At 70.5% G+C, this 16,319-nt stretch carries 20 protein-coding genes; 10 read left to right on the top strand and 10 right to left on the bottom strand.

What is annotated here, in order from left to right; all coding sequences use genetic code 11:
- Positions 1 to 20: 20 nt before the first annotated feature.
- A complete protein-coding gene (locus PKE84_RS12250) occupies positions 21 to 1,472 on the bottom strand; it encodes a basic amino acid/polyamine antiporter (RefSeq protein ID WP_271177532.1) in 1,452 nt (483 codons plus the stop codon).
- A 211-nt stretch (positions 1,473 to 1,683) separates the two neighbouring features.
- Between PKE84_RS12250 and PKE84_RS12245 the strand changes: the two genes are divergently transcribed.
- Positions 1,684 to 2,187: a hypothetical protein gene (locus tag PKE84_RS12245; RefSeq protein WP_271177531.1), complete on the top strand. Its 504-nt coding sequence runs from the start codon at positions 1,684 to 1,686 to the stop codon at positions 2,185 to 2,187.
- Here PKE84_RS12245 and PKE84_RS12240 read toward each other — a convergent pair whose 3' ends face one another.
- Entirely contained in the window at positions 2,188 to 2,397 is a 210-nt protein-coding gene (locus tag PKE84_RS12240) for a hypothetical protein (protein ID WP_271177530.1), read from the bottom strand. It abuts the gene before it with no gap.
- Positions 2,398 to 2,671: 274 nt separating this feature from the next.
- On the opposite strand from PKE84_RS12240, the gene PKE84_RS12235 reads away from it, so the two are divergent.
- Positions 2,672 to 3,148: an aromatic ring-opening dioxygenase LigA gene (locus PKE84_RS12235; RefSeq protein ID WP_271177529.1), complete on the top strand. Its 477-nt coding sequence runs from the start codon at positions 2,672 to 2,674 to the stop codon at positions 3,146 to 3,148.
- A 96-nt stretch (positions 3,149 to 3,244) separates the two neighbouring features.
- Here the strand turns inward: PKE84_RS12235 and PKE84_RS12230 are convergent, their stop codons facing one another.
- Entirely contained in the window at positions 3,245 to 3,844 is a 600-nt protein-coding gene (locus tag PKE84_RS12230) for a helix-turn-helix domain-containing protein (RefSeq protein WP_271177528.1), read from the bottom strand.
- 83 nt (positions 3,845 to 3,927) lie between these two features.
- On the opposite strand from PKE84_RS12230, the gene PKE84_RS12225 reads away from it, so the two are divergent.
- Together PKE84_RS12225 and PKE84_RS12220 are read left to right on the top strand one after the other, a co-directional pair.
- Positions 3,928 to 4,953, top strand: a complete 1,026-nt coding sequence (locus PKE84_RS12225) for an NAD(P)/FAD-dependent oxidoreductase (protein WP_271177527.1) — start codon at positions 3,928 to 3,930, stop codon at positions 4,951 to 4,953.
- A 145-nt stretch (positions 4,954 to 5,098) separates the two neighbouring features.
- Positions 5,099 to 5,791, top strand: coding sequence for a GntR family transcriptional regulator (locus tag PKE84_RS12220; protein ID WP_271177526.1), 693 nt, complete (start codon positions 5,099 to 5,101; stop codon positions 5,789 to 5,791).
- Between the two features lie 4 nt (positions 5,792 to 5,795).
- On the opposite strand, the gene PKE84_RS12215 is transcribed toward PKE84_RS12220, so the two are convergent.
- From PKE84_RS12215 to PKE84_RS12205, 3 genes are all read right to left on the bottom strand, one after another.
- Complete coding sequence (locus PKE84_RS12215) at positions 5,796 to 6,656, bottom strand: phosphotransferase (protein ID WP_271177525.1); 861 nt, start codon at positions 6,654 to 6,656, stop codon at positions 5,796 to 5,798.
- A gap of 125 nt (positions 6,657 to 6,781) precedes the next feature.
- Complete coding sequence (locus PKE84_RS12210) at positions 6,782 to 7,516, bottom strand: alpha/beta fold hydrolase (RefSeq protein ID WP_271177524.1); 735 nt, start codon at positions 7,514 to 7,516, stop codon at positions 6,782 to 6,784.
- Complete coding sequence (locus PKE84_RS12205) at positions 7,513 to 8,688, bottom strand: alcohol dehydrogenase catalytic domain-containing protein (protein ID WP_271177523.1); 1,176 nt, start codon at positions 8,686 to 8,688, stop codon at positions 7,513 to 7,515. The genes PKE84_RS12210 and PKE84_RS12205 overlap by 4 nt, the downstream gene beginning before the upstream one ends.
- A 151-nt stretch (positions 8,689 to 8,839) precedes the next feature.
- On the opposite strand from PKE84_RS12205, the gene PKE84_RS12200 reads away from it, so the two are divergent.
- A complete protein-coding gene (locus PKE84_RS12200) occupies positions 8,840 to 9,799 on the top strand; it encodes a S1C family serine protease (RefSeq protein ID WP_271177522.1) in 960 nt (319 codons plus the stop codon).
- 4 nt (positions 9,800 to 9,803) lie between these two features.
- On the opposite strand, the gene PKE84_RS12195 is transcribed toward PKE84_RS12200, so the two are convergent.
- Both PKE84_RS12195 and PKE84_RS12190 read right to left on the bottom strand, forming a co-directional pair.
- Positions 9,804 to 10,013 carry a hypothetical protein gene (locus tag PKE84_RS12195; protein WP_271177521.1) on the bottom strand — a complete coding sequence of 70 codons (210 nt, stop codon included), beginning with the start codon at positions 10,011 to 10,013 and terminating at the stop codon, positions 9,804 to 9,806.
- Between the two features lie 115 nt (positions 10,014 to 10,128).
- Positions 10,129 to 10,695, bottom strand: coding sequence for a TetR/AcrR family transcriptional regulator (locus PKE84_RS12190; protein WP_271177520.1), 567 nt, complete (start codon positions 10,693 to 10,695; stop codon positions 10,129 to 10,131).
- Positions 10,696 to 10,800: 105 nt separating this feature from the next.
- On the opposite strand from PKE84_RS12190, the gene PKE84_RS12185 reads away from it, so the two are divergent.
- Positions 10,801 to 11,709, top strand: a complete 909-nt coding sequence (locus PKE84_RS12185) for an SDR family oxidoreductase (RefSeq protein WP_271177519.1) — start codon at positions 10,801 to 10,803, stop codon at positions 11,707 to 11,709.
- Between the two features lie 4 nt (positions 11,710 to 11,713).
- On the opposite strand, the gene PKE84_RS12180 is transcribed toward PKE84_RS12185, so the two are convergent.
- Both PKE84_RS12180 and PKE84_RS12175 read right to left on the bottom strand, forming a co-directional pair.
- On the bottom strand, positions 11,714 to 11,950 hold the full coding sequence (locus PKE84_RS12180) for a CDGSH iron-sulfur domain-containing protein (RefSeq protein ID WP_271177518.1): 237 nt from the start codon (positions 11,948 to 11,950) through the stop codon (positions 11,714 to 11,716).
- Entirely contained in the window at positions 11,947 to 12,984 is a 1,038-nt protein-coding gene (locus PKE84_RS12175) for an iron-containing redox enzyme family protein (protein ID WP_373877141.1), read from the bottom strand. Before PKE84_RS12175 ends, PKE84_RS12180 begins: the two co-directional genes overlap by 4 nt.
- 97 nt (positions 12,985 to 13,081) lie before the next feature.
- Here PKE84_RS12175 and PKE84_RS12170 point away from each other — a divergent pair, with 97 nt between their 5' ends.
- The 4 genes from PKE84_RS12170 to PKE84_RS12155 all read left to right on the top strand — a co-directional run bounded on the left by PKE84_RS12170 (position 13,082) and on the right by PKE84_RS12155 (position 16,315).
- Entirely contained in the window at positions 13,082 to 14,209 is a 1,128-nt protein-coding gene (locus PKE84_RS12170) for a carboxylate-amine ligase (protein ID WP_271177517.1), read from the top strand.
- Positions 14,210 to 14,220: 11 nt separating this feature from the next.
- Positions 14,221 to 14,550: a hypothetical protein gene (locus PKE84_RS12165; protein WP_271177516.1), complete on the top strand. Its 330-nt coding sequence runs from the start codon at positions 14,221 to 14,223 to the stop codon at positions 14,548 to 14,550.
- A 101-nt stretch (positions 14,551 to 14,651) separates the two neighbouring features.
- Positions 14,652 to 15,071, top strand: a complete 420-nt coding sequence (locus PKE84_RS12160; RefSeq protein WP_271177515.1) for a YciI family protein — start codon at positions 14,652 to 14,654, stop codon at positions 15,069 to 15,071.
- A 35-nt stretch (positions 15,072 to 15,106) separates the two neighbouring features.
- Positions 15,107 to 16,315 carry an RNA polymerase sigma factor gene (locus PKE84_RS12155; protein WP_271177673.1) on the top strand — a complete coding sequence of 403 codons (1,209 nt, stop codon included), beginning with the start codon at positions 15,107 to 15,109 and terminating at the stop codon, positions 16,313 to 16,315.
- The last annotated feature ends 4 nt before the right edge of the window (positions 16,316 to 16,319 follow it).

The following is a 16,319-nucleotide window of genomic DNA, read 5'->3' as shown; positions in this document are numbered from 1 at the left end:
CACCGGCGATCGGTGCCGGGTCAGATGACGATCGCCCCTGTGGCCAGTGCCACCACGGCGGCCGCCGCCAGGGCGATCGCGGCGATGCAGATCACCAGCTCCCAGCGCGTGAAGACGCGCAGCCCGCGTTCGCGTCGCGCGATGACGTAGAGCACGGTGCCGGGCGCATAGATGATGAACGACACAAGCAGGTAGGTCGGCCCGCCGGCGATCACGAGGAACAGCGCGTAGATCGTCGCGAGTGCCGCCACCGCGAAGCCGCGCCGCGAGCGGCCGGCCGGGTCGTCGCCGGCCCGCGTCTCGAGCTTCAGGGCGTAGCCGGCCGTGAGCAGATACGGGATGAGCGCCAGCGAACTGCACAGCTTGAGCATGAAGTCGAAGGCGTCGTTCGAGAAGATCGTGACGATCAGCAGCGCCTGCACGAGTGTCGTCGTGAGGAGCATCGCCGCGATCGGCACCCCGCGTCTCGTCGTGCGGGTGAGGAACCGTGGGGCATCCTCGCTCTTCGCGGCCGTGTAGAGCACCTCGGCCGCCATCAGGGACCACGCGAGGTAGGCGCCGAGCACCGAGACGATGAGGCCGATGCTGATGAACCAGTAGCCCCACGGGCCCACGATCGCCTCGAGCACCCCGGCGACCGACGGCTGCCTCAGCCCCGCGAGCTCTCCGCGGGGCAGCACCCCGAACGACAGGATGCTCACCAGCACGAACAGCGCGAGAACGCTCAGGAATCCCAGGAGCGTCGCGCGCCCGACGTCGCGGCGGCAGCGGGCGTAGCGCGAGTACACGGTCGCGCCCTCCACGCCGAGGAACACGAAGACGGTCACCAGCATCGTCGACTGGATCTGTCCGAACAGTGCGCCGGCATCCGGAGTGGCGCCGCCCCAGAGGTTCGCAGTGAAGGTCTGCCAGTTGAACCCCGCGATCGCGACGACGACCACGAAGAGCAGCAGCGGCAGCAGCTTCGCCACGGTGACGATGGAGTTCAGGATCGCCGCCTGCCGCACTCCGCGCGTGATCACGAAGTGGAACAGCCAGAGACCACCGGTCGCGACGGCGACGGCCACCACCGTGTTGCCCGCGCCGAACGCGGGGAAGAGCCCGCCGAGGGTCGAGCCGATCAGCACCCAGTACGTGACGTTGCCGGCGCAGGCGCTCGCCCAGTATCCGAACGCGGAGAAGAACCCGACGTAGTCGCCGAACCCCGCCTTGGCGTATGCGTAGATACCGGCGTCGAGCTCGGGTTTTCGCACGGCGAGGCGCTGGAACACGAACACCAGGGTGAGCATCCCGAGCCCAGCGATCGTCCAGGCGATGGCCGCACCGACCGCGCCCGTGGCCGCGGCGAAGGTGCTCGGCAGCGAGAAGACGCCGGCTCCGACCATCGAGCCGACCACCATGCCTGCGAGAGCCGGCACCGGGAGGCCGCGGGTCGGCACCGGTTCGACCTCGGTGGTGCTCGCCGTGCTCATGAGGCCTCTCTTCGTCCGCGCGGCGTCACGGACTGTGGAACCTGTCGTGATCGCGGATGCGCCACCACCGACAGTAGAGCTCCCCACCGCCGCTGCGCGACCTCGCCCGTCCTCTCCGGCTGTCCCGGCAATCCTTCACGCTACGAACCGGCCGGCGGTGTTGCCGAATCGTCGGATGCTGACGCACACTGAGACCGGCAAGGAGGAGCCCATGACGCAACCCGACCTGAGCGCTGTGCGTGATCTGATCGACGGTGCTCTGCGCGCCGAGAGCGGTCTCGCCAGCCTGTGGGACCCCGAGCCCGCCTGGTATGAGAAGCTGCTGACCGGCGTCGCGCTCGCCGTCGGCGACGATCCCGTCGCCTACATCGACGCGGGGCTCCAGCGCGACGACAGCACGCTGGCCTTCCGGATCGTCGTGTACACGGAGCGTGCTCTTGTGCTCGGAACGGCCGACATCCCTGCGCCCGGTGACGCGGCCCGGATCAGCGCGCGGCTCTATCCGCGCAGGGGACTCGCGTACATCAACATCACCGCGACCGGTCGATCGATCAGCGATGAGGACGAGGTCGAGTGGCCCGGGCGGGTCACCGTCCACGTCGTCTACGGTTCGGGTATCGAGCTGACGATGCCGGCCGGCGACGTCGGGACCCCGGAGAAGCGGGCGCGGTTCCTGCGCCTGCTCGACACGCTCCGGGACGATCTCACGAACTGACTACTCCTGACAGTGCGACCACTCGGAGCGCGGCAGTCGCCGCTCCTCGCCGAGGACGTCGATCACCCACTCGTCGCCATCCAGGCGCTGATGCCGGCCTCTGACCGTCTCGGACCCCCATCCGTCGAGGGAGCGGACCCAACGCACCAGGGTCACCCGCTCGCCGACATGAGGGGCGTTCCCCGTTGGTGTTACCCATCGCTCGCTCACGATCCCATTCAAGGGGAGGGTGACGCGCGTCGAGCAGACGACACGCGAACGGGGGTCAACAAGTGCCTGAACACAGGGCTTCCGAGGAGTGACGCGTCGGTTGCACGTAGATGGGCCACTCTTCGCACGTAGACGGCCCGCAGATGCGCACGTGTCCGGCGGACCCGTCGCTGCACGGCCGCCACACCCCGGATCGCGACTTCTACAGAGCGTAGAATTTCTTCCGTTCGCCGACGAACGCGAACAGAATCCACTACCGACGAAGGGTCTTCCTGTGACCGACATTTCGACTTCTACCGCCTCTGCTGGCACCCGAGGGCTCACGCGGCACCGGTTCATCCGGTGGACCGGATTCCTCTCGATCCTCGCCGGTGTCGTCATGCTCGTCGCGGGCGGCGTGGTGTGGGGTGTCGTCAGCAGTCAGCTCGCCGACCAGCACATCACGGTGGCCTCAGACTCCGAGTGGTTCCCCGGAGCGAACGTCACCGACCCGTTCACCGCGCTCGCCGAGGCGAACATCATCAACGAGCACGCGCTGCACTCCTCTGAAGGCAAGACCTACGCCCAGCTCGACAAGGAAGACCCGCTCCGCGCGACCGTGATGAACGCGTCCTTCCTGCGGGCGTCGCTCTTCACCTCCGTCGTGTCGTTCGGTGTCTCCTTCTTCGCCATGGGAGTCGGCCTCATGTTCGGGCTCTTCGGCGGCTCGCTCGTCGCGCTCACCCAGCGTGCGCGCCCGGGTACCGTATAGCAGCCCGATAGTGCCCGTCACCGGGCCGAGATCGAGGGCCCCGCGAGACGTCGCGGGGCCCTCTCCCGTTGTCGTCGCACGGTCTCGGGTGGCTGCTCAGGCCGGCGCGCCCTGCGTGAGCGGTGGGGCGGCCGCCCGCACGTGCATCCGCTGGCCCTGGCTGTTGAACAGGCAGAGCACCTCGAGCACACCGGGGCCGGGGTTGCCGAACGCGTGCGGTGTGCGGGTGTCGAAGTCGGCCGCCTCGCCCTCCTCCAGAACGAAGGTCTCGTCTCCGAGCCACAGCTTCAGGCGACCCGAGATCACATAGAGCCAATCCCACCCCTCGTGAACGCGCTGCGTGTACTCGGCGTCCGGTCGCGGCGGAAGGATCTGCTTGAACGCGCTCCATTCGCCGCCGCTGCGCGAGAGCGGGATGGTCGTCACGCCGTTGCGCAGCACCGGGCGCGGATGCACGCGCGGGTCGCCCGTCGCGGGCGCGCCGACGAGATCGTCGAGCGGCACCCGGTAGAGCCGGGCGAGTGGCAGGAGGAGCTCGAGGGTCGCGCGACGGCTCCCGGACTCGAGTCTCGAGAGGGTGCTCGTCGAGATCCCGCTGGCCTCGGCTGCGGCGGAGAGGGTCAGCGCGCGGCTCTCCCGAATGGCCCGGATGCGTGCGCCCGCGGTGGCGAGCACCTCCCGGATGTCATCGGTCATCGTGGTGCCGCCCCGTCTCTCGGAATTTGCTGTTTCAGCAACCAAGCTTGCCAGAACTGCAGCCCTAACGCCAGGGTCGAAGCATGGGAAACGACACTGCAGAGACGCACATGACCGACGTCGACATCGCGATCGTGGGCGGAGGGCCGGCCGGGCTGAGCGCTGCTCTGGCGCTGGTGCGCGCCCGCCGCTCGGTGATCGTGATCGACGGCGGTCAGCCGCGCAATCGCTTCGCGCCGCACATGCACGGCGTGCTCGGGCACGACGGACTGCCGCCGGCCGAGCTGCTGCGCCTCGGGCGGGCCGAGGTCGAGGGCTACGGCGGTATGTTCATCTCGGGGGAGGCGACCACGGCGTCGGTCGGACGGGACGGCATCCGGGTGGCTGTCGAGGGTAGGGCCGTGCGGGCACGCCGCCTGCTCGTGGCGACCGGCCTGCGCGACGAGCTGCCCGACATCGACGGGCTGCGCGAGCAGTGGGGGCGCGGGGTCGTCGTCTGCCCGTACTGCGACGGCTGGGAGCGCCGCAACGGCGTGATCGGCATCGTCGCCACCTCGCCGCAGAGTGTCGAACAGGCGCAGCTGCTGCGCCAGTGGTCCGACCGGATCGTCTACTTCGTCAACGGCGTGGGCGACCCGGATGACGAGGCGACGCGCCGGCTGCTCGCGCGCGGCATCCGTATCGAGCGGCGCGCGATCGCCCGCATCCGAACCGATCGTGACGATCGCCTCACCGGCGTCGAACTCGTCGGCGGGTCCGTGGTCGAGGTCGGGGCCGTCTTCACCGGACCGACGATGCATCCGCGTGACGAACTGCTGCTGGCTCTCGGGGCCGCCACTACCGAGGCGCGCGGGATGCGCTGGGTCGCCGTCGATGCGGACGGGCGGACGAGCATCCCGGGAGTCTGGGCCGTGGGCAACGTCGTCGACCCGCGGGCCAACGTCCCGGTGTCGCTCGGCGCTGGAGCGTTGATCGCCGGCGCCATCAACGCAGGGCTCGTGGACGAGGACGTGGCTGCGGCGCTCGACCCGGCCAGAGAGCCCCAGGCCGGTCGGAGCCCGGGGTCCTCTGGCGGCTCGCTCTCCGTGAAAGAGGCGAGGTCGAACTGAGGTGCGATGCGCATCGCTGCCGAAGGGGGGGGTCATCGGCAGCGCCCAATCTAGCTGAAATTGAAACAACAATCTAGACCTCCAACCGCACCCCGCCCGCCGAGCGGCGTATCTGGCAAGCTGGGCGGAACGAAGGAGGTCCGCCGTGCCCATCCCTGCGGCGCCCGAGGAGCGCAAGCCGCGCCGGCTCATCCGCGACCAGGCGTACGACGCCATCCAGAAGGCGATCCTCGACGGTGACCTCAAGCCGGGCGAAGTGCTCGACGATGCCGAGCTGCAGCGATGGCTCAAGATCTCGCGCACTCCGATCCGCCAGGCGCTCTACGCGCTGACGCTCGAGGGACTGATCGAGACGGCGCCGCAGGCGCACACCAGGGTCGTTCGTCCCCGGCCGGAGCAGGCCGTCGACTACCTGCAGGCGATCGGTGTGCTCGTCGTCGGGGCGACGACGCTCGCCTACCGGGTCGCGACGCCGGATGACCGGGCCGGGCTGATCGAGGCGGTGCACGTCTCGGTCGGTCACCTCGAGGAGCACGACGGACGCGCCTTCGTCCACACCGTCGCGCGGTACTTCGCGAGCGTCAACCAGCTGAACCCCAACCTGACGCTGCGGCGCCTGGTGGCGCAGTCGGCGGTCGCCCTCGGCTACAACCTCACGGTGGTGGTGCAGAGCATGGACATGCCGTGGGAGGAGATCGCCGCGGGGTACCGCGAGCTCGCCCGGGCCTGGGAGACGGGTGGTTCCGACGCGGTGGAGCGCGCGACCAAGCTCGTCTTCCGGCTCGACGAAGACGCGCTGGAGCATCCACTGATCATCGGGCCGCCCACCGGCGCCTGAGCACTCAGGTGATCGCGGCGTGCAACGCCGACGCGTTCGCGGTCAGCCACTGGCCGCGGCGGAGGATGCGGTCGCCGACCCCCTCGTCCCACATCCGCTGCCAGCCGCCGCCGCGCTCTGCGGCGTTGCGCTTCATGAGATGCCAGGAGCGCTCGGCAGCGTTGCGCGCGACGTCGACGACCCGCGCGCGATCGTCGGACTCGAGGCCGTAGGCGTCGAGGAGGACCGCGCCGCGGCGTGCCGCGTCGATCCCCTGCTGCGGCGGGTAGCGGTCCTCGGGCGGCATCCAGGCGGCCCACCAGAGCAGAAGGTTCACGAGCTCTTCCACGCGGGTCGCCGGGCGGATGAGGTCGAAGTCGATCAGTGCGTGAGCCCGGCCGTCGCGGAACACGACGTTCTCGGGCGTGATGTCCATGTGGGCGATGAGGGTCGGTGCTCCGGCGACGGGCGGAGGGCATCCCGCGGGGTCGGACGGACGGGCAGTGCGCGACCACTCGGGTGTGCCCAGTGTCGAGACCGCGTCGTCGTAGCGTCGCACCAGCCGGGCCACGCTGACCGCGCGCTCCTCGTCTCCGACCCACAGCGGCCACGGCCGGCCGGCGACCTCGCCCTCGACGAACGTGAGCACATCCCGGTCGGAGGCGTCGACCCCGAGGAAACGCGGGGCGCCGTCGAACCCTGCCGCGTCGAGGTGCTCCAGAACCCGCCGCACCCGCTCGGACGACTCGCTGACCGGTCGGCGCACAGTGTCCGCGACGCGCACCACGCCCTCGGTCACGTCGCCTCCGAGCAGCGGCGATTCCGGATGCACGCCCGCAGGCTCGACGTAGCGGAGGCCGTCGTCGGCCCTGGTCTCAGAGGTCATCTCCCCATCCTGCCAGCAGCAGCATGCCCATCGGGCGAGGCTGAGGTGCACCGAATCGTCGTTACGGCACGCGAATGGCGACGATTCAGGGCACCTCGGCTCCCGCGGGCCCTCACAGGGGCGCGTCAGTGCGCCGGCTGCGCGAGGAGGCGGAGCTGCCGCGCCGTCTCGGCCGGGTGAGAGTGGATCACCAGGTGGCGGGCGCCCGCCACCTCGACAGCGGTCGCCGCGGGGCCGCGTTCGGCGAGCATCCGGAGCCAATCGGTGCGCGCGATCGGGTCTCCGGCGCCGCGGATGAGCGTGACGGGTGCCGTGACCTCGCGCAGGTCGTCCTCGATGCGGTAGGCGAGCATCGAGGGGAGTACAGCGAGGTACCAGGGCAGCCCGCAGCGCAGGTAGTCGCTGAGCACCAGCCAGTTCGCGCGCGGACGCTCCCCGATGGTGTCCTGCGCCAGTCGCAGCCCGGAGACGACGGCGCTGCGTTCGCGCGCGTCGATGACCGGCCCGATGAGGGCGAGCGCCGCCACCGCATCCGGTCGCCGGAGCGCCAGCCGGGTCGCGACCTGCGAGCCCATCGAATGGCCGACGACGACGCAGGAGCCGAGCCGGAGCCGATCGACCACGTCGGCCACTACCTCGGCGAAGTCCTCGACCGTGTACGGGCGGTCCGGCTTCGGTGCGCGCCCGAAGCCGGGCAGGTCGATCGTGACGACCCGTCCGTTCGGCGCGAGCCGCGGCACGAGGCGCTCGAAATAGCGGGAGCTCACCCCGATGCCGTGGATGAGGAGGTAGACCGTGCCGTCGCCACCCGTATCGGCTGTGACGACGGCAGGACTGCGCGTGAGGTTCGCCGGACTCACGGGGTGAGGACGACCTTGATGCAACCGTCCTCCTTGTCCCGGAACAGGTCGTACATGCGCGGCGCCTCTTCGAGGCTTACGCGGTGGGTCACCAGGTCTTCGGTGCCGAGCGGATCGCTCGGGTCTTCGACGAGCGGCAGGATGTCGGCGCGCCAGCTCTGCACGTTGCACTGGCCCATCCGCAGCGCGAGCTGCTTGTCGAACATGGTCATGAACGGCATCGGATCGGCGACGCCGGAGTAGACCCCGCTCAGCGAGACGGTCCCGCCGCGGCGCACTGCGTCGATCGCGAGCATCATGGCCGAGAGCCGGTCGACGCCGACGGTGGTCATCAGCTTCTTCGCGACCGCGTCGGGCAGGAATCCGACCGCCGACTGCACCGCCGCCGTGCCCGGGTTGCCGTGCGCCTCCATCCCGACCGCGTCGATCACGGCATCCGGGCCGCGCCCGTCCGTCGCTTCGCGCAGCCAGTCCGCGGCGTCGTCGCTCAGGTCGAACGTGTCGACGCCGTGCCGCTCCGCCATGGCCCGCCGCTCCGGTACGGGGTCGACCGCGACGACACGGTGACCGCGTTGCACGGCGATGCGGCTGGCGAACTGGCCGACCGGACCGAGCCCGATGACCCCGAGCACGCCGCCCTCGGGCACGTTCGCATATTCGACCCCCTGCCACGCGGTCGGCAGGATGTCGCTGAGGAACAGATAGCGGTCATCCGGCAGCTCGGTGCCCACCTTGAGCGCGTTGAAGTCGGCGAGCGGAACGCGCAGACGCTCGGCCTGACCTCCGGGGACCGAGCCGTAGAGCTCGGTGTAGCCGTAGAGGCTCGCGCCGGTGCCGTGGTCGTGGTTCTGCGTGGTCTCGCACTGGGTGGTCAGGCCGAGGCGGCACATGTGGCATTCGCCGCAGGCGATCACGAACGGGATGACGACGCGGTCGCCGACGCTGAGCGTGCGCACGTCGGACCCGACCTCCTCCACGATGCCCATCGGCTCGTGCCCCAGGATGTCGCCCGAGGCCAGGAACGGCCCGAGAACGTCGTACAGGTGAAGGTCGGAGCCGCAGATCGCCGTCGAGGTGATGCGGATCACGATGTCGGTCGGCTGCTGGATGCGCGGGTCGGGGGCGTCCACGACTGCGACGCGCTTGGTTCCCTGCCAGGTGAGTGCTCTCATCTGCCGAGTTGTACGCCGCGCAACGCCGGCACGTTAGGGGCTTGCGCAATGGCGCCGTTGAGGAGTGGCATCGACGCGCGCTGAGCACACGCTTAGCTGGGAGCGAACGCGGGCTTCGGGCATCCGGGCGCGGCGTACGCTCGTGATCCTCATGACCGAGTCGAACGACGAGAACGGCGTTCCTGCGATGGACGACGACGGGCTGCTCGACGCGTACTCGCGCACCGTCGTCGCGGTGGCCGCGCGTGTGCTCCCGAGCGTCGCGAGCGTCACGGTGCGCAGCAGCCGCGGCTCCGGTGCCGGCAGCGCGAGCGTGATCACGGCCGACGGCTTCCTCCTCACGAGCGCCCACGTCGTGGTCGGGTCGCGGTCGGCCGACGCCGCCTTCGGCGACGGGACCACGACGCAAGTCGATGTCGTGGGTCGCGACACGCTCTCCGACCTCGCCGTGCTGCACGCGCGCGGGTCCGTTCCCGAGCCGGTCGAGTTCGGTGACGCCTCGCACCTGCACGTCGGCCAGGTCGTGGTCGCCCTCGGCAATCCGCTCGGGCTCGCCGGCAGCGTCACGGCCGGCATCGTCTCCGCACTCGGGCGTTCGCTGCCCACGCCCTCCGGACGGGTCATCGACGAAGTCATCCAGACGGATGCCGCCCTCAACCCCGGCAACAGCGGCGGCGTGCTCGCCGACAGCGCGGGCCGGATGGTCGGCGTGAACACGGCCGTCGCGGGAATCGGCGTCGGCCTCGCCGTTCCCATCAACAGCACGACCCGCGAGATCATCGCGACCCTGATGGCGAAGGGGAGGGTGCGGCGGGCGTGGCTCGGGATCGCGGGCGCGCAGGTTCCGCTCTCGCCGGAGCTCACCGCGCGCATCGGCTCGCCGACCGGATTGCAGGTCGCCGGCATCGTCGCCGGGAGCCCCGCCGATGATGCGGGGCTCCGTCGCGGTGACATCGTCGTCGAACTCGCGGGTCAGAAGGTCGTGACCACGACGGCGGTGCAGCAGTTGATGGTCGAGGATGCGATCGACCGCCCCATCGAGATCACGGTGTGGCGCAACGGCGCGCTCGTCGACGCGATCACCGTGCCGCGCGAACTCGACGAGGGCTGAGCCCTCAGCCGTCGTCGCCGGGCGGTCGCGCCGTGCCCAGCCACCACATCCCGACCGAGGCCGCACCGAACACGCCGGTGACGAGCGCACCCCAGTTGCTGTAGGGGGTGAGCGCGATCACCGAGACGCCCGCGACGATGCCGACCGAACACACCACGATGCTCGCCAGGCGCCAGCGCCGGAGCCCCTGCGGGTCTCGCTGAGCACGGGTCATGCTCGTGGTCTCCTTCGGGTCGGAGGCATCGCCTGGTCGAGGCGAAGTTCGCGCCAACAGTAGGCCGGGTGCGGCGCTCGGGCAACCCGCCATCGTCGCGGAACTGCCCGGGCGCTCACGCGTCGCCGGTGAGCGCCTTGAGCTCGGCGAGCGACTCACGGATGTGCAGCGCGAAGTCGTCGACGGCGCCGTCGGTGAGCCACTTCTCGAACCCGACCGAGAAGAGCGTCACGCCCGTCTGCGCCGCCAGGCTGGCGGCGGGTTCCGCGACACCGCGATCGCGCAGCGCCTCCGCGGCCGCGGCGGCCAGACGCCCCAGCTTGAGCAGCTCGCGCTCGTGCAGGCTCGGATTCGCGGCGATGGCCGTGGCGCGCAGCCGCGAATAGTCGCGGTTGCCCTGAAGGAGGCCGGCGCCGGCCTGCATCGCGGCGGCGACCGTCTCGATCGGGGGCGTTCCCGGCTCCGCCGACGCGATCGCCTCGATGACGGTCGCCTGCAGCACCTGCGAACCCTCGAACAGCACCTCGCGCTTGTCGGCGAAGTGACGGAAGAAGGTGCGCTCGGTGACGCCCGCGCGTTCCGCGATGTCGGCGACCGTGGTCTGGTCGAAGCCGCGTTCGCTGAACAGCTCGATCGCGGCCGCACGCAGGCGACCACGCGCGTCCGGCTCCCAGCGTCCCATGATCCCAGTCTAGTGATGACAGGGACTGACATGAGGGTGTACTGTGATGACAGTAACTGACATCAACCGCCCGGCCGCGACGACCGGACGAGAAGGAGGTCTCCCATGCGGGTATTCGTCACTGGAGCATCCGGCTGGATCGGCTCAGCCGTCGTCCCCGAGCTCATCGCCGCCGGCCACGGGGTGACCGGGCTCGCCCGGTCCGACGCCTCGGCCGCGGCCCTCACCGCCGCCGGCGCACAGGTTCAGCGGGGTGATCTCGGCGACCTCGACAGCCTGCGGGCGGGCGCCGAGAACGCCGACGGCGTCATCCACCTCGCCTTCAACCACGACTTCTCCGACTACCTCGGCGCCGGTCGCACCGAGCGGGCCGCCGTCGAGACGTTCGGCGACGTGCTGGCCGCATCCGATCGCCCGTTCCTGTTCGCGTCCGGCGTCGCGCTGCTCGCCCCCGGTCGTCTGGCGACCGAGCGGGACGTGTCCCCCATGGTCGGTCCCGACTCTCCCCGCGGTGGCGGCGAGAACCTCGCGCTCGGCTTCGCAGACAACGGGGTGCGCTCCGTGAGCCTGCGGTTCGCGCCGACGGTGCACGGCGAGGGAGACCACGGTTACGTGTCCACGCTGGTCGGCGTCGCCCGCGAGCGCGGAGCATCCGGATACGTCGGAGACGGCTCCAACCGGTGGCCGGCCGTCCATCGTCGCGACGCGGCCCGGATGATCGCGCTCGCGCTCGAGAATGCCCCGGCGGAAAGCAACCTGCACGCTGTCGGCGAGGAGGGCATCGCGACGCGCGACATCGCTGAGGCGATCGGCCGCGGTCTAGGGGTTCCCACCGTGTCGATCGCGCCGGATGACGCCGAACAGCACTTCGGCTGGATCGGCCGCTTCTTCTCGGTCGACGTGCCGGCATCGAGTGCGGTCACGCAGGAGCTCCTCGGCTGGACGCCGACGTATCCGACGCTGCTCGAAGACCTGGAGGCCGGTTACTACTTCCGCTCGGCCGCTGCGGCCTAGCGCGTCACTCCTCCAACTGCGGGTCCGTGCGGAAGTTCACCAGCTTGTGAGTGCCGTCGCAGAAGGGCTTGATGGTGGACACGCCGCACCGGCAGAGAGCAACGGTGCGGCGTGTCTGCTCGATGAGCCGGCCGTCGGAGCCCTCCAGGCGCACGGGGCCGCGCACCAGCAGCGGCCCGTCGGTGCAGGCGACGATCAGTGTTTCGTCGTCCGTCCCCGCCGTGCCGGTCACGCTGGTCACGCCGCCACCTCCGACGCCTCTCGAAGCGAGCTCGCGCCCGCCTGCCAGCGCTCCAGCAGATGGGCGCCGACCAGGCCGTCCGCATACAGGCAGGCCTTCGCGCCGAAGACGATGTCGTCGAGCAGTTCCGGATGCTGCTCCGCCAGCCCGCCGGCCAGGTCGCGGCCCGCGATCTGCTCGTGCACCGCATCCGCCTCGACGTGCTCGTCGAAGTACCAGGTGACGTTCTCGCCGTAACCGAGGCGGCGGAAGCCGTTCCCGTAGAGCCGGTTGGGGATCGAGGAGGTCATCTCGAACGCGGCGAGGTGGCCGACGATCGCGCCGCGCAGGCGCCGGTTGATGCCGAACATCGACATCATGTTGAACGATGCGAGCGTCACCGCCGGTACGCGGTCGATGTAGGCGCCGTAGCTGTCGTCCAGTCCGAGGCCGAGCATCGTGCCCGCGAAGATCGTGGCGTGCACGCGCTCCGGGCGGCCACCGCCGTACTCGTCGGACTGCACCTCGACGAGAGCGGCCTTGGGGCGCCCGGTGAGGCGGGGGATCGCCCAGGAGTGCGGGTCGGCCTCTTTCAGGGTGTAGATCGAGCGCTGGATCACGAACTCGCGGGCCTGCTCGTCCGTCGCCTTCTTCGCGAGGTAGCGGGAGAGGCTCGGCCCGCTGTCGTCCGCGGTCAGCGCGAACAGGTACGACGCGACCGCCTCCGCGTTCGCCTCCGGAAGGTCAGCAGAGCCGACCCGGTCGCGCAGTTGCCGTTCGAAGAACTGCTCGATCGGGCCGCGCACGGCCAAATGTGCGGGATGCCACTCCCACGCCTCATCCGCGTCGCCGATATCGCCGTAGGAGAGGCCGTAGCTGAGGAGCAGGGCGAGCTGGAGGTCGTCGTCGGTGACGAGGTCGGGTTCGGCGGCGAGCGCGTCGTTCGTGAGCGCGGCCGCGAGCTCCATCGCTGCGATGCCGCGGTCGGGAGCGGTGCGGAGCGCCTCGGCCAGCTGAGCGCTGACCGGGCCGCGCGGGGTGATGCGAAGTGTCATGTCTCGACACTCCCGCCGCATTCTCACACCGTCAACGGGTTGCCAGGGGCGCTGCGTCATGCGTACCGTGCGGAGCACGACCGGGACAGGAGCGCACGTGCAGACAACGTTCGGGATCGAGGAGGAATTCATGCTCCTCGATCCGGTCACCCTCGTGCCTGTCGAAGCGGCGCGCGCGGTGATGGCGGCACTCGGCGCCGACGGTGCGCGAGGCGGCGCCGGCAGCAGTGCAACTGGCGAGTCTCATGGCAGCCCGACCGGGGAGTTCTTCGCGTCGCAGATCGAGCATCCGTCGCCGGTGTTCACCCGCCTCGAGGAGGCGCGCGCCGCGCTCGGGGCGTTCCGGGACGACCTCGCGTCCGCCGCCGGGGGCCTCGGGCTGCTGGCCGCGAGCACGGGGGCTCCGTTCTCTATGCGCGACGACGCGGCGCTCTCACCCGAGCACCGGTACCGGGCTATCGCCGAGCAGTTCCGGGCGATCGTCCCCGACCACCAGATCAACGGACTCCACGTGCACGTCGGCGTCCCGTCGAGGGAGGCGGCCGTCGTCGCCATGAACCGGCTGCGTCCGTGGCTCCCCGCCCTGCTCGCCCTCTCCGCGAACTCGCCGTTCTGGCGCGGGAGGGACACCGGCTTCGACAGCTGGCGCGCCATCCACAGCCGACGCTGGACGACGTACGGGATCCCTCCGCGGTTCCGGGATGCCGCCGACTACGACGCGCGCACGGCGGCACTCCGCGGGGTCGGTGGCACCACGGACGCGGGCACTCTCAACTGGGTGGCGCGGCCGTCCGAGCGCTTTCCGACGGTGGAGGTGCGCGTGTTCGACGCGCAGACGGATGTCGAGAGCAGCATCGCCCTCGCCGCCCTGACCCGTGGTCTCGTCGCCTCACCGGAAGATCCGCCGGTGGTGGAGGCCGAGCTTCTGGATGCGTCGCTCTGGCACGCGGCGAGAGACGGTATCCGCGGTCAGCTCCTCGATCCGACATCCGGAACCATGCAGCCGGCGCCGGTCGTGATCGACGCGCTCGTGCGGGCCGCGAGCACGGGGCTCGACGCACACGGCGACGAGGAGACGGTCAGGACGTTCGTCACCGCCGTGTTCGCGGACGGCAACGGCGCCGAGCGGCAGCGGGGCGCATACGCGGCCGGCGGCGTCTCCGGGCTGGCACTGCATTCGCGGGCGGGTGCCGCAAGGGGTGGCGTCGCCGCGGGGTTGGGGTAAGACTCGCGGGTATGCGCAAGGTCATCTACGCGGGTACCGCGTTCTACACCGGAGACAGGATCTCCGCCGCCATCCTCGAGTACGCGAGCGCGCTCGCGCGGCAGGGGATGTCGGAAACGGCGTTCGTTCCCGCGCGCACGGTGACCGGGGAGTTCGGTGACGTGGAGGTGCTGCTCGGCCCGGCGAGCCAGCTCGTGAGTGAACCGTCGGACAAGGACTGGGACGACATCGTCGACGACGAGTTCGCCCAGCATCTCGAGCAGTCTTCCGCCAAGCTCGCGCCGATGCGTCCGGGATTCCTCCCCGAGAACCAGGCGACGTCGCAGTGGGACGACTTCTAGAAAAGAATTCCGGCCTGGTGTCGATCCCGCTCTCGCGCGTTCGACCTTGGGATGAGAGGGTCGACAAGAGCACCCTCCAGACCGAGAAGGAACCACACATCATGCCCAAGTACATGCTCATCATGCGCGCGACCGACGAAGGCCTCGCGAAGTTCCAGAACATCGACTTCACCGAGATGATCGATGCGATGGGGAAGTTCAACGACGAGCTCATCCGGGCCGGCGTGCTGCTGGCCGCCGAGGGACTCGACGACGCGGCCAACGGCGTTGTCGTCGACTTCACCGGTGAGGCGCCCGTCGTGACCGACGGCCCCTACGGCGAGACGAAGGAGCTGTTCGGCGGCTTCTACATCCTCAACGTCGCTTCGCAGGAAGAGGCGGTCGAGTGGGCGAAGCGGCTGCCGTACTCCTCCGGAACGAAGGCCGAGATCCGCCGGGTGCCGTCGATCGACGAATTCCCGCAGGACAACGAGTACATCCAGAAGGAGCGCGCCTGGCGCGAGGCCACCGGGCAGCTGTGAGCGAGGCGAGGCGCGCCGTCGAGGCGGTGTGGCGGATGGAGTCCGCCCGCATCGTCGGCGCACTCGCCCGCTACACCCGCGACTTCGCGCTCGCCGAGGACGTCGCGCAGGAGGCCCTCGCGGAGGCCCTGGTCGGCTGGGAGACGGGCGGAGTCCCGAACGATCCCACCGCCTGGCTGCTGGCTGTCGGTCGCCGGCGGGCGATCGACGCCTTCCGCCGCAGGGCTGCCGGTGACGAACGGTATGCGCTGCTGGCGCGCGGTCTCGACGAGACGACGCCCGGTGCCGACGCGCTGTTCGACCCGGATGCGATCGACGACGACGTGCTCGCCCTGATGTTCACGGCCTGCCACCCGGTGCTGTCGCGCGAGGCCAGGATCGCCCTCACCCTGCGGGTGGTGGGCGGCCTCACGACCGACGAGATCGCTAAGGCGTTCCTGGTGCCGGTGGCCACGGTGCAGGCGCGCATCACGCGCGCCAAGAAGACGCTCGCCGCCGCGCAGATCCCGTTCGCGCTGCCCGAACGACAGCAACGCGCGGAGCGGCTCGGCTCTGTGCTGAGCGTCGTCTACGTGATCTTCACCGAAGGGTCGTCGGCGTCGGGCGGCGACGCCTGGATCCGCACCGACCTCGCGGAGGAGGGGCTCCGGCTGGCGCGGGTGCTGACCCGCCTGGCGCCGGAGCCGGAGGTGTGGGGACTGCTCGCGCTGATGGAACTGACGGCGGCGCGATTTCCCGCGCGACTCGACGCGCACGGGCATCCGGTGCTGCTGGCCGACCAGGACCGGCGGCGGTGGGATCGGTCGGCCATCCGGCGAGGCCGCGCGGCGCTCGCCCGCTCGGCGGCAGCCGGTCGCGGGCTCGGCCCGTACGGCCTGCAGGCGTCGATCGCCGAGTGTCACGCTGTCGCCGTGTCGGTGGACGAGACGGACTGGGGACGGATCGTGGTGCTCTACGAGGCCCTGGGTCAGGTCGCCCCGTCGCCGGTCGTCGAGCTGAACCGCGCGGTGGCCGTAGCGATGGCGTCGGGCCCGGCATCCGGTCTGGAGATCGTCGACGACCTCGCGTCACGCGACGAGCTCGGGCGCAGCCACCTGCTGCCGGCGGTGCGCGCCGAACTGCTCGCGCGCCTGGGGCGACGCGACGACGCGCGCGTCGAATACGAACGGGCGGCGCAACTGTGCGACAACGCCGCCGAACGCGCCGTGCTGGCGGGCAAGGCGGCGGCGCTGCAGCAACCGTAGGCCC

It is taken from the genome of Leifsonia poae (assembly GCF_027921845.1).
Classification (GTDB): Bacteria; Actinomycetota; Actinomycetes; order Actinomycetales; family Microbacteriaceae; genus Leifsonia; species Leifsonia poae.
The sequence above is the reverse complement of the archived record's forward strand: the minus strand, read 5'-3'. Positions and strand labels throughout refer to the sequence as shown.

What these genes read in the sequence shown, in the direction of transcription:
- PKE84_RS12250 (WP_271177532.1), bottom strand. Translation starts at nt 1,472, where the DNA reads ATGAGCACGGCGAGCACCACCGAGGTCGAACCGGTGCCGACCCGCGGC.
- PKE84_RS12245 (WP_271177531.1), top strand. Translation starts at nt 1,684, where the DNA reads ATGACGCAACCCGACCTGAGCGCTGTGCGTGATCTGATCGACGGTGCT.
- PKE84_RS12230 (WP_271177528.1), bottom strand. Translation starts at nt 3,844, where the DNA reads ATGACCGATGACATCCGGGAGGTGCTCGCCACCGCGGGCGCACGCATC.
- PKE84_RS12225 (WP_271177527.1), top strand. Translation starts at nt 3,928, where the DNA reads ATGGGAAACGACACTGCAGAGACGCACATGACCGACGTCGACATCGCG.
- PKE84_RS12215 (WP_271177525.1), bottom strand. Translation starts at nt 6,656, where the DNA reads ATGACCTCTGAGACCAGGGCCGACGACGGCCTCCGCTACGTCGAGCCT.
- PKE84_RS12205 (WP_271177523.1), bottom strand. Translation starts at nt 8,688, where the DNA reads ATGAGAGCACTCACCTGGCAGGGAACCAAGCGCGTCGCAGTCGTGGAC.
- PKE84_RS12200 (WP_271177522.1), top strand. Translation starts at nt 8,840, where the DNA reads ATGACCGAGTCGAACGACGAGAACGGCGTTCCTGCGATGGACGACGAC.
- PKE84_RS12195 (WP_271177521.1), bottom strand. Translation starts at nt 10,013, where the DNA reads ATGACCCGTGCTCAGCGAGACCCGCAGGGGCTCCGGCGCTGGCGCCTG.
- PKE84_RS12190 (WP_271177520.1), bottom strand. Translation starts at nt 10,695, where the DNA reads ATGGGACGCTGGGAGCCGGACGCGCGTGGTCGCCTGCGTGCGGCCGCG.
- PKE84_RS12185 (WP_271177519.1), top strand. Translation starts at nt 10,801, where the DNA reads ATGCGGGTATTCGTCACTGGAGCATCCGGCTGGATCGGCTCAGCCGTC.
- PKE84_RS12175 (WP_373877141.1), bottom strand. Translation starts at nt 12,984, where the DNA reads ATGACACTTCGCATCACCCCGCGCGGCCCGGTCAGCGCTCAGCTGGCC.
- PKE84_RS12165 (WP_271177516.1), top strand. Translation starts at nt 14,221, where the DNA reads ATGCGCAAGGTCATCTACGCGGGTACCGCGTTCTACACCGGAGACAGG.
- PKE84_RS12160 (WP_271177515.1), top strand. Translation starts at nt 14,652, where the DNA reads ATGCCCAAGTACATGCTCATCATGCGCGCGACCGACGAAGGCCTCGCG.
- PKE84_RS12155 (WP_271177673.1), top strand. Translation starts at nt 15,107, where the DNA reads ATGGAGTCCGCCCGCATCGTCGGCGCACTCGCCCGCTACACCCGCGAC.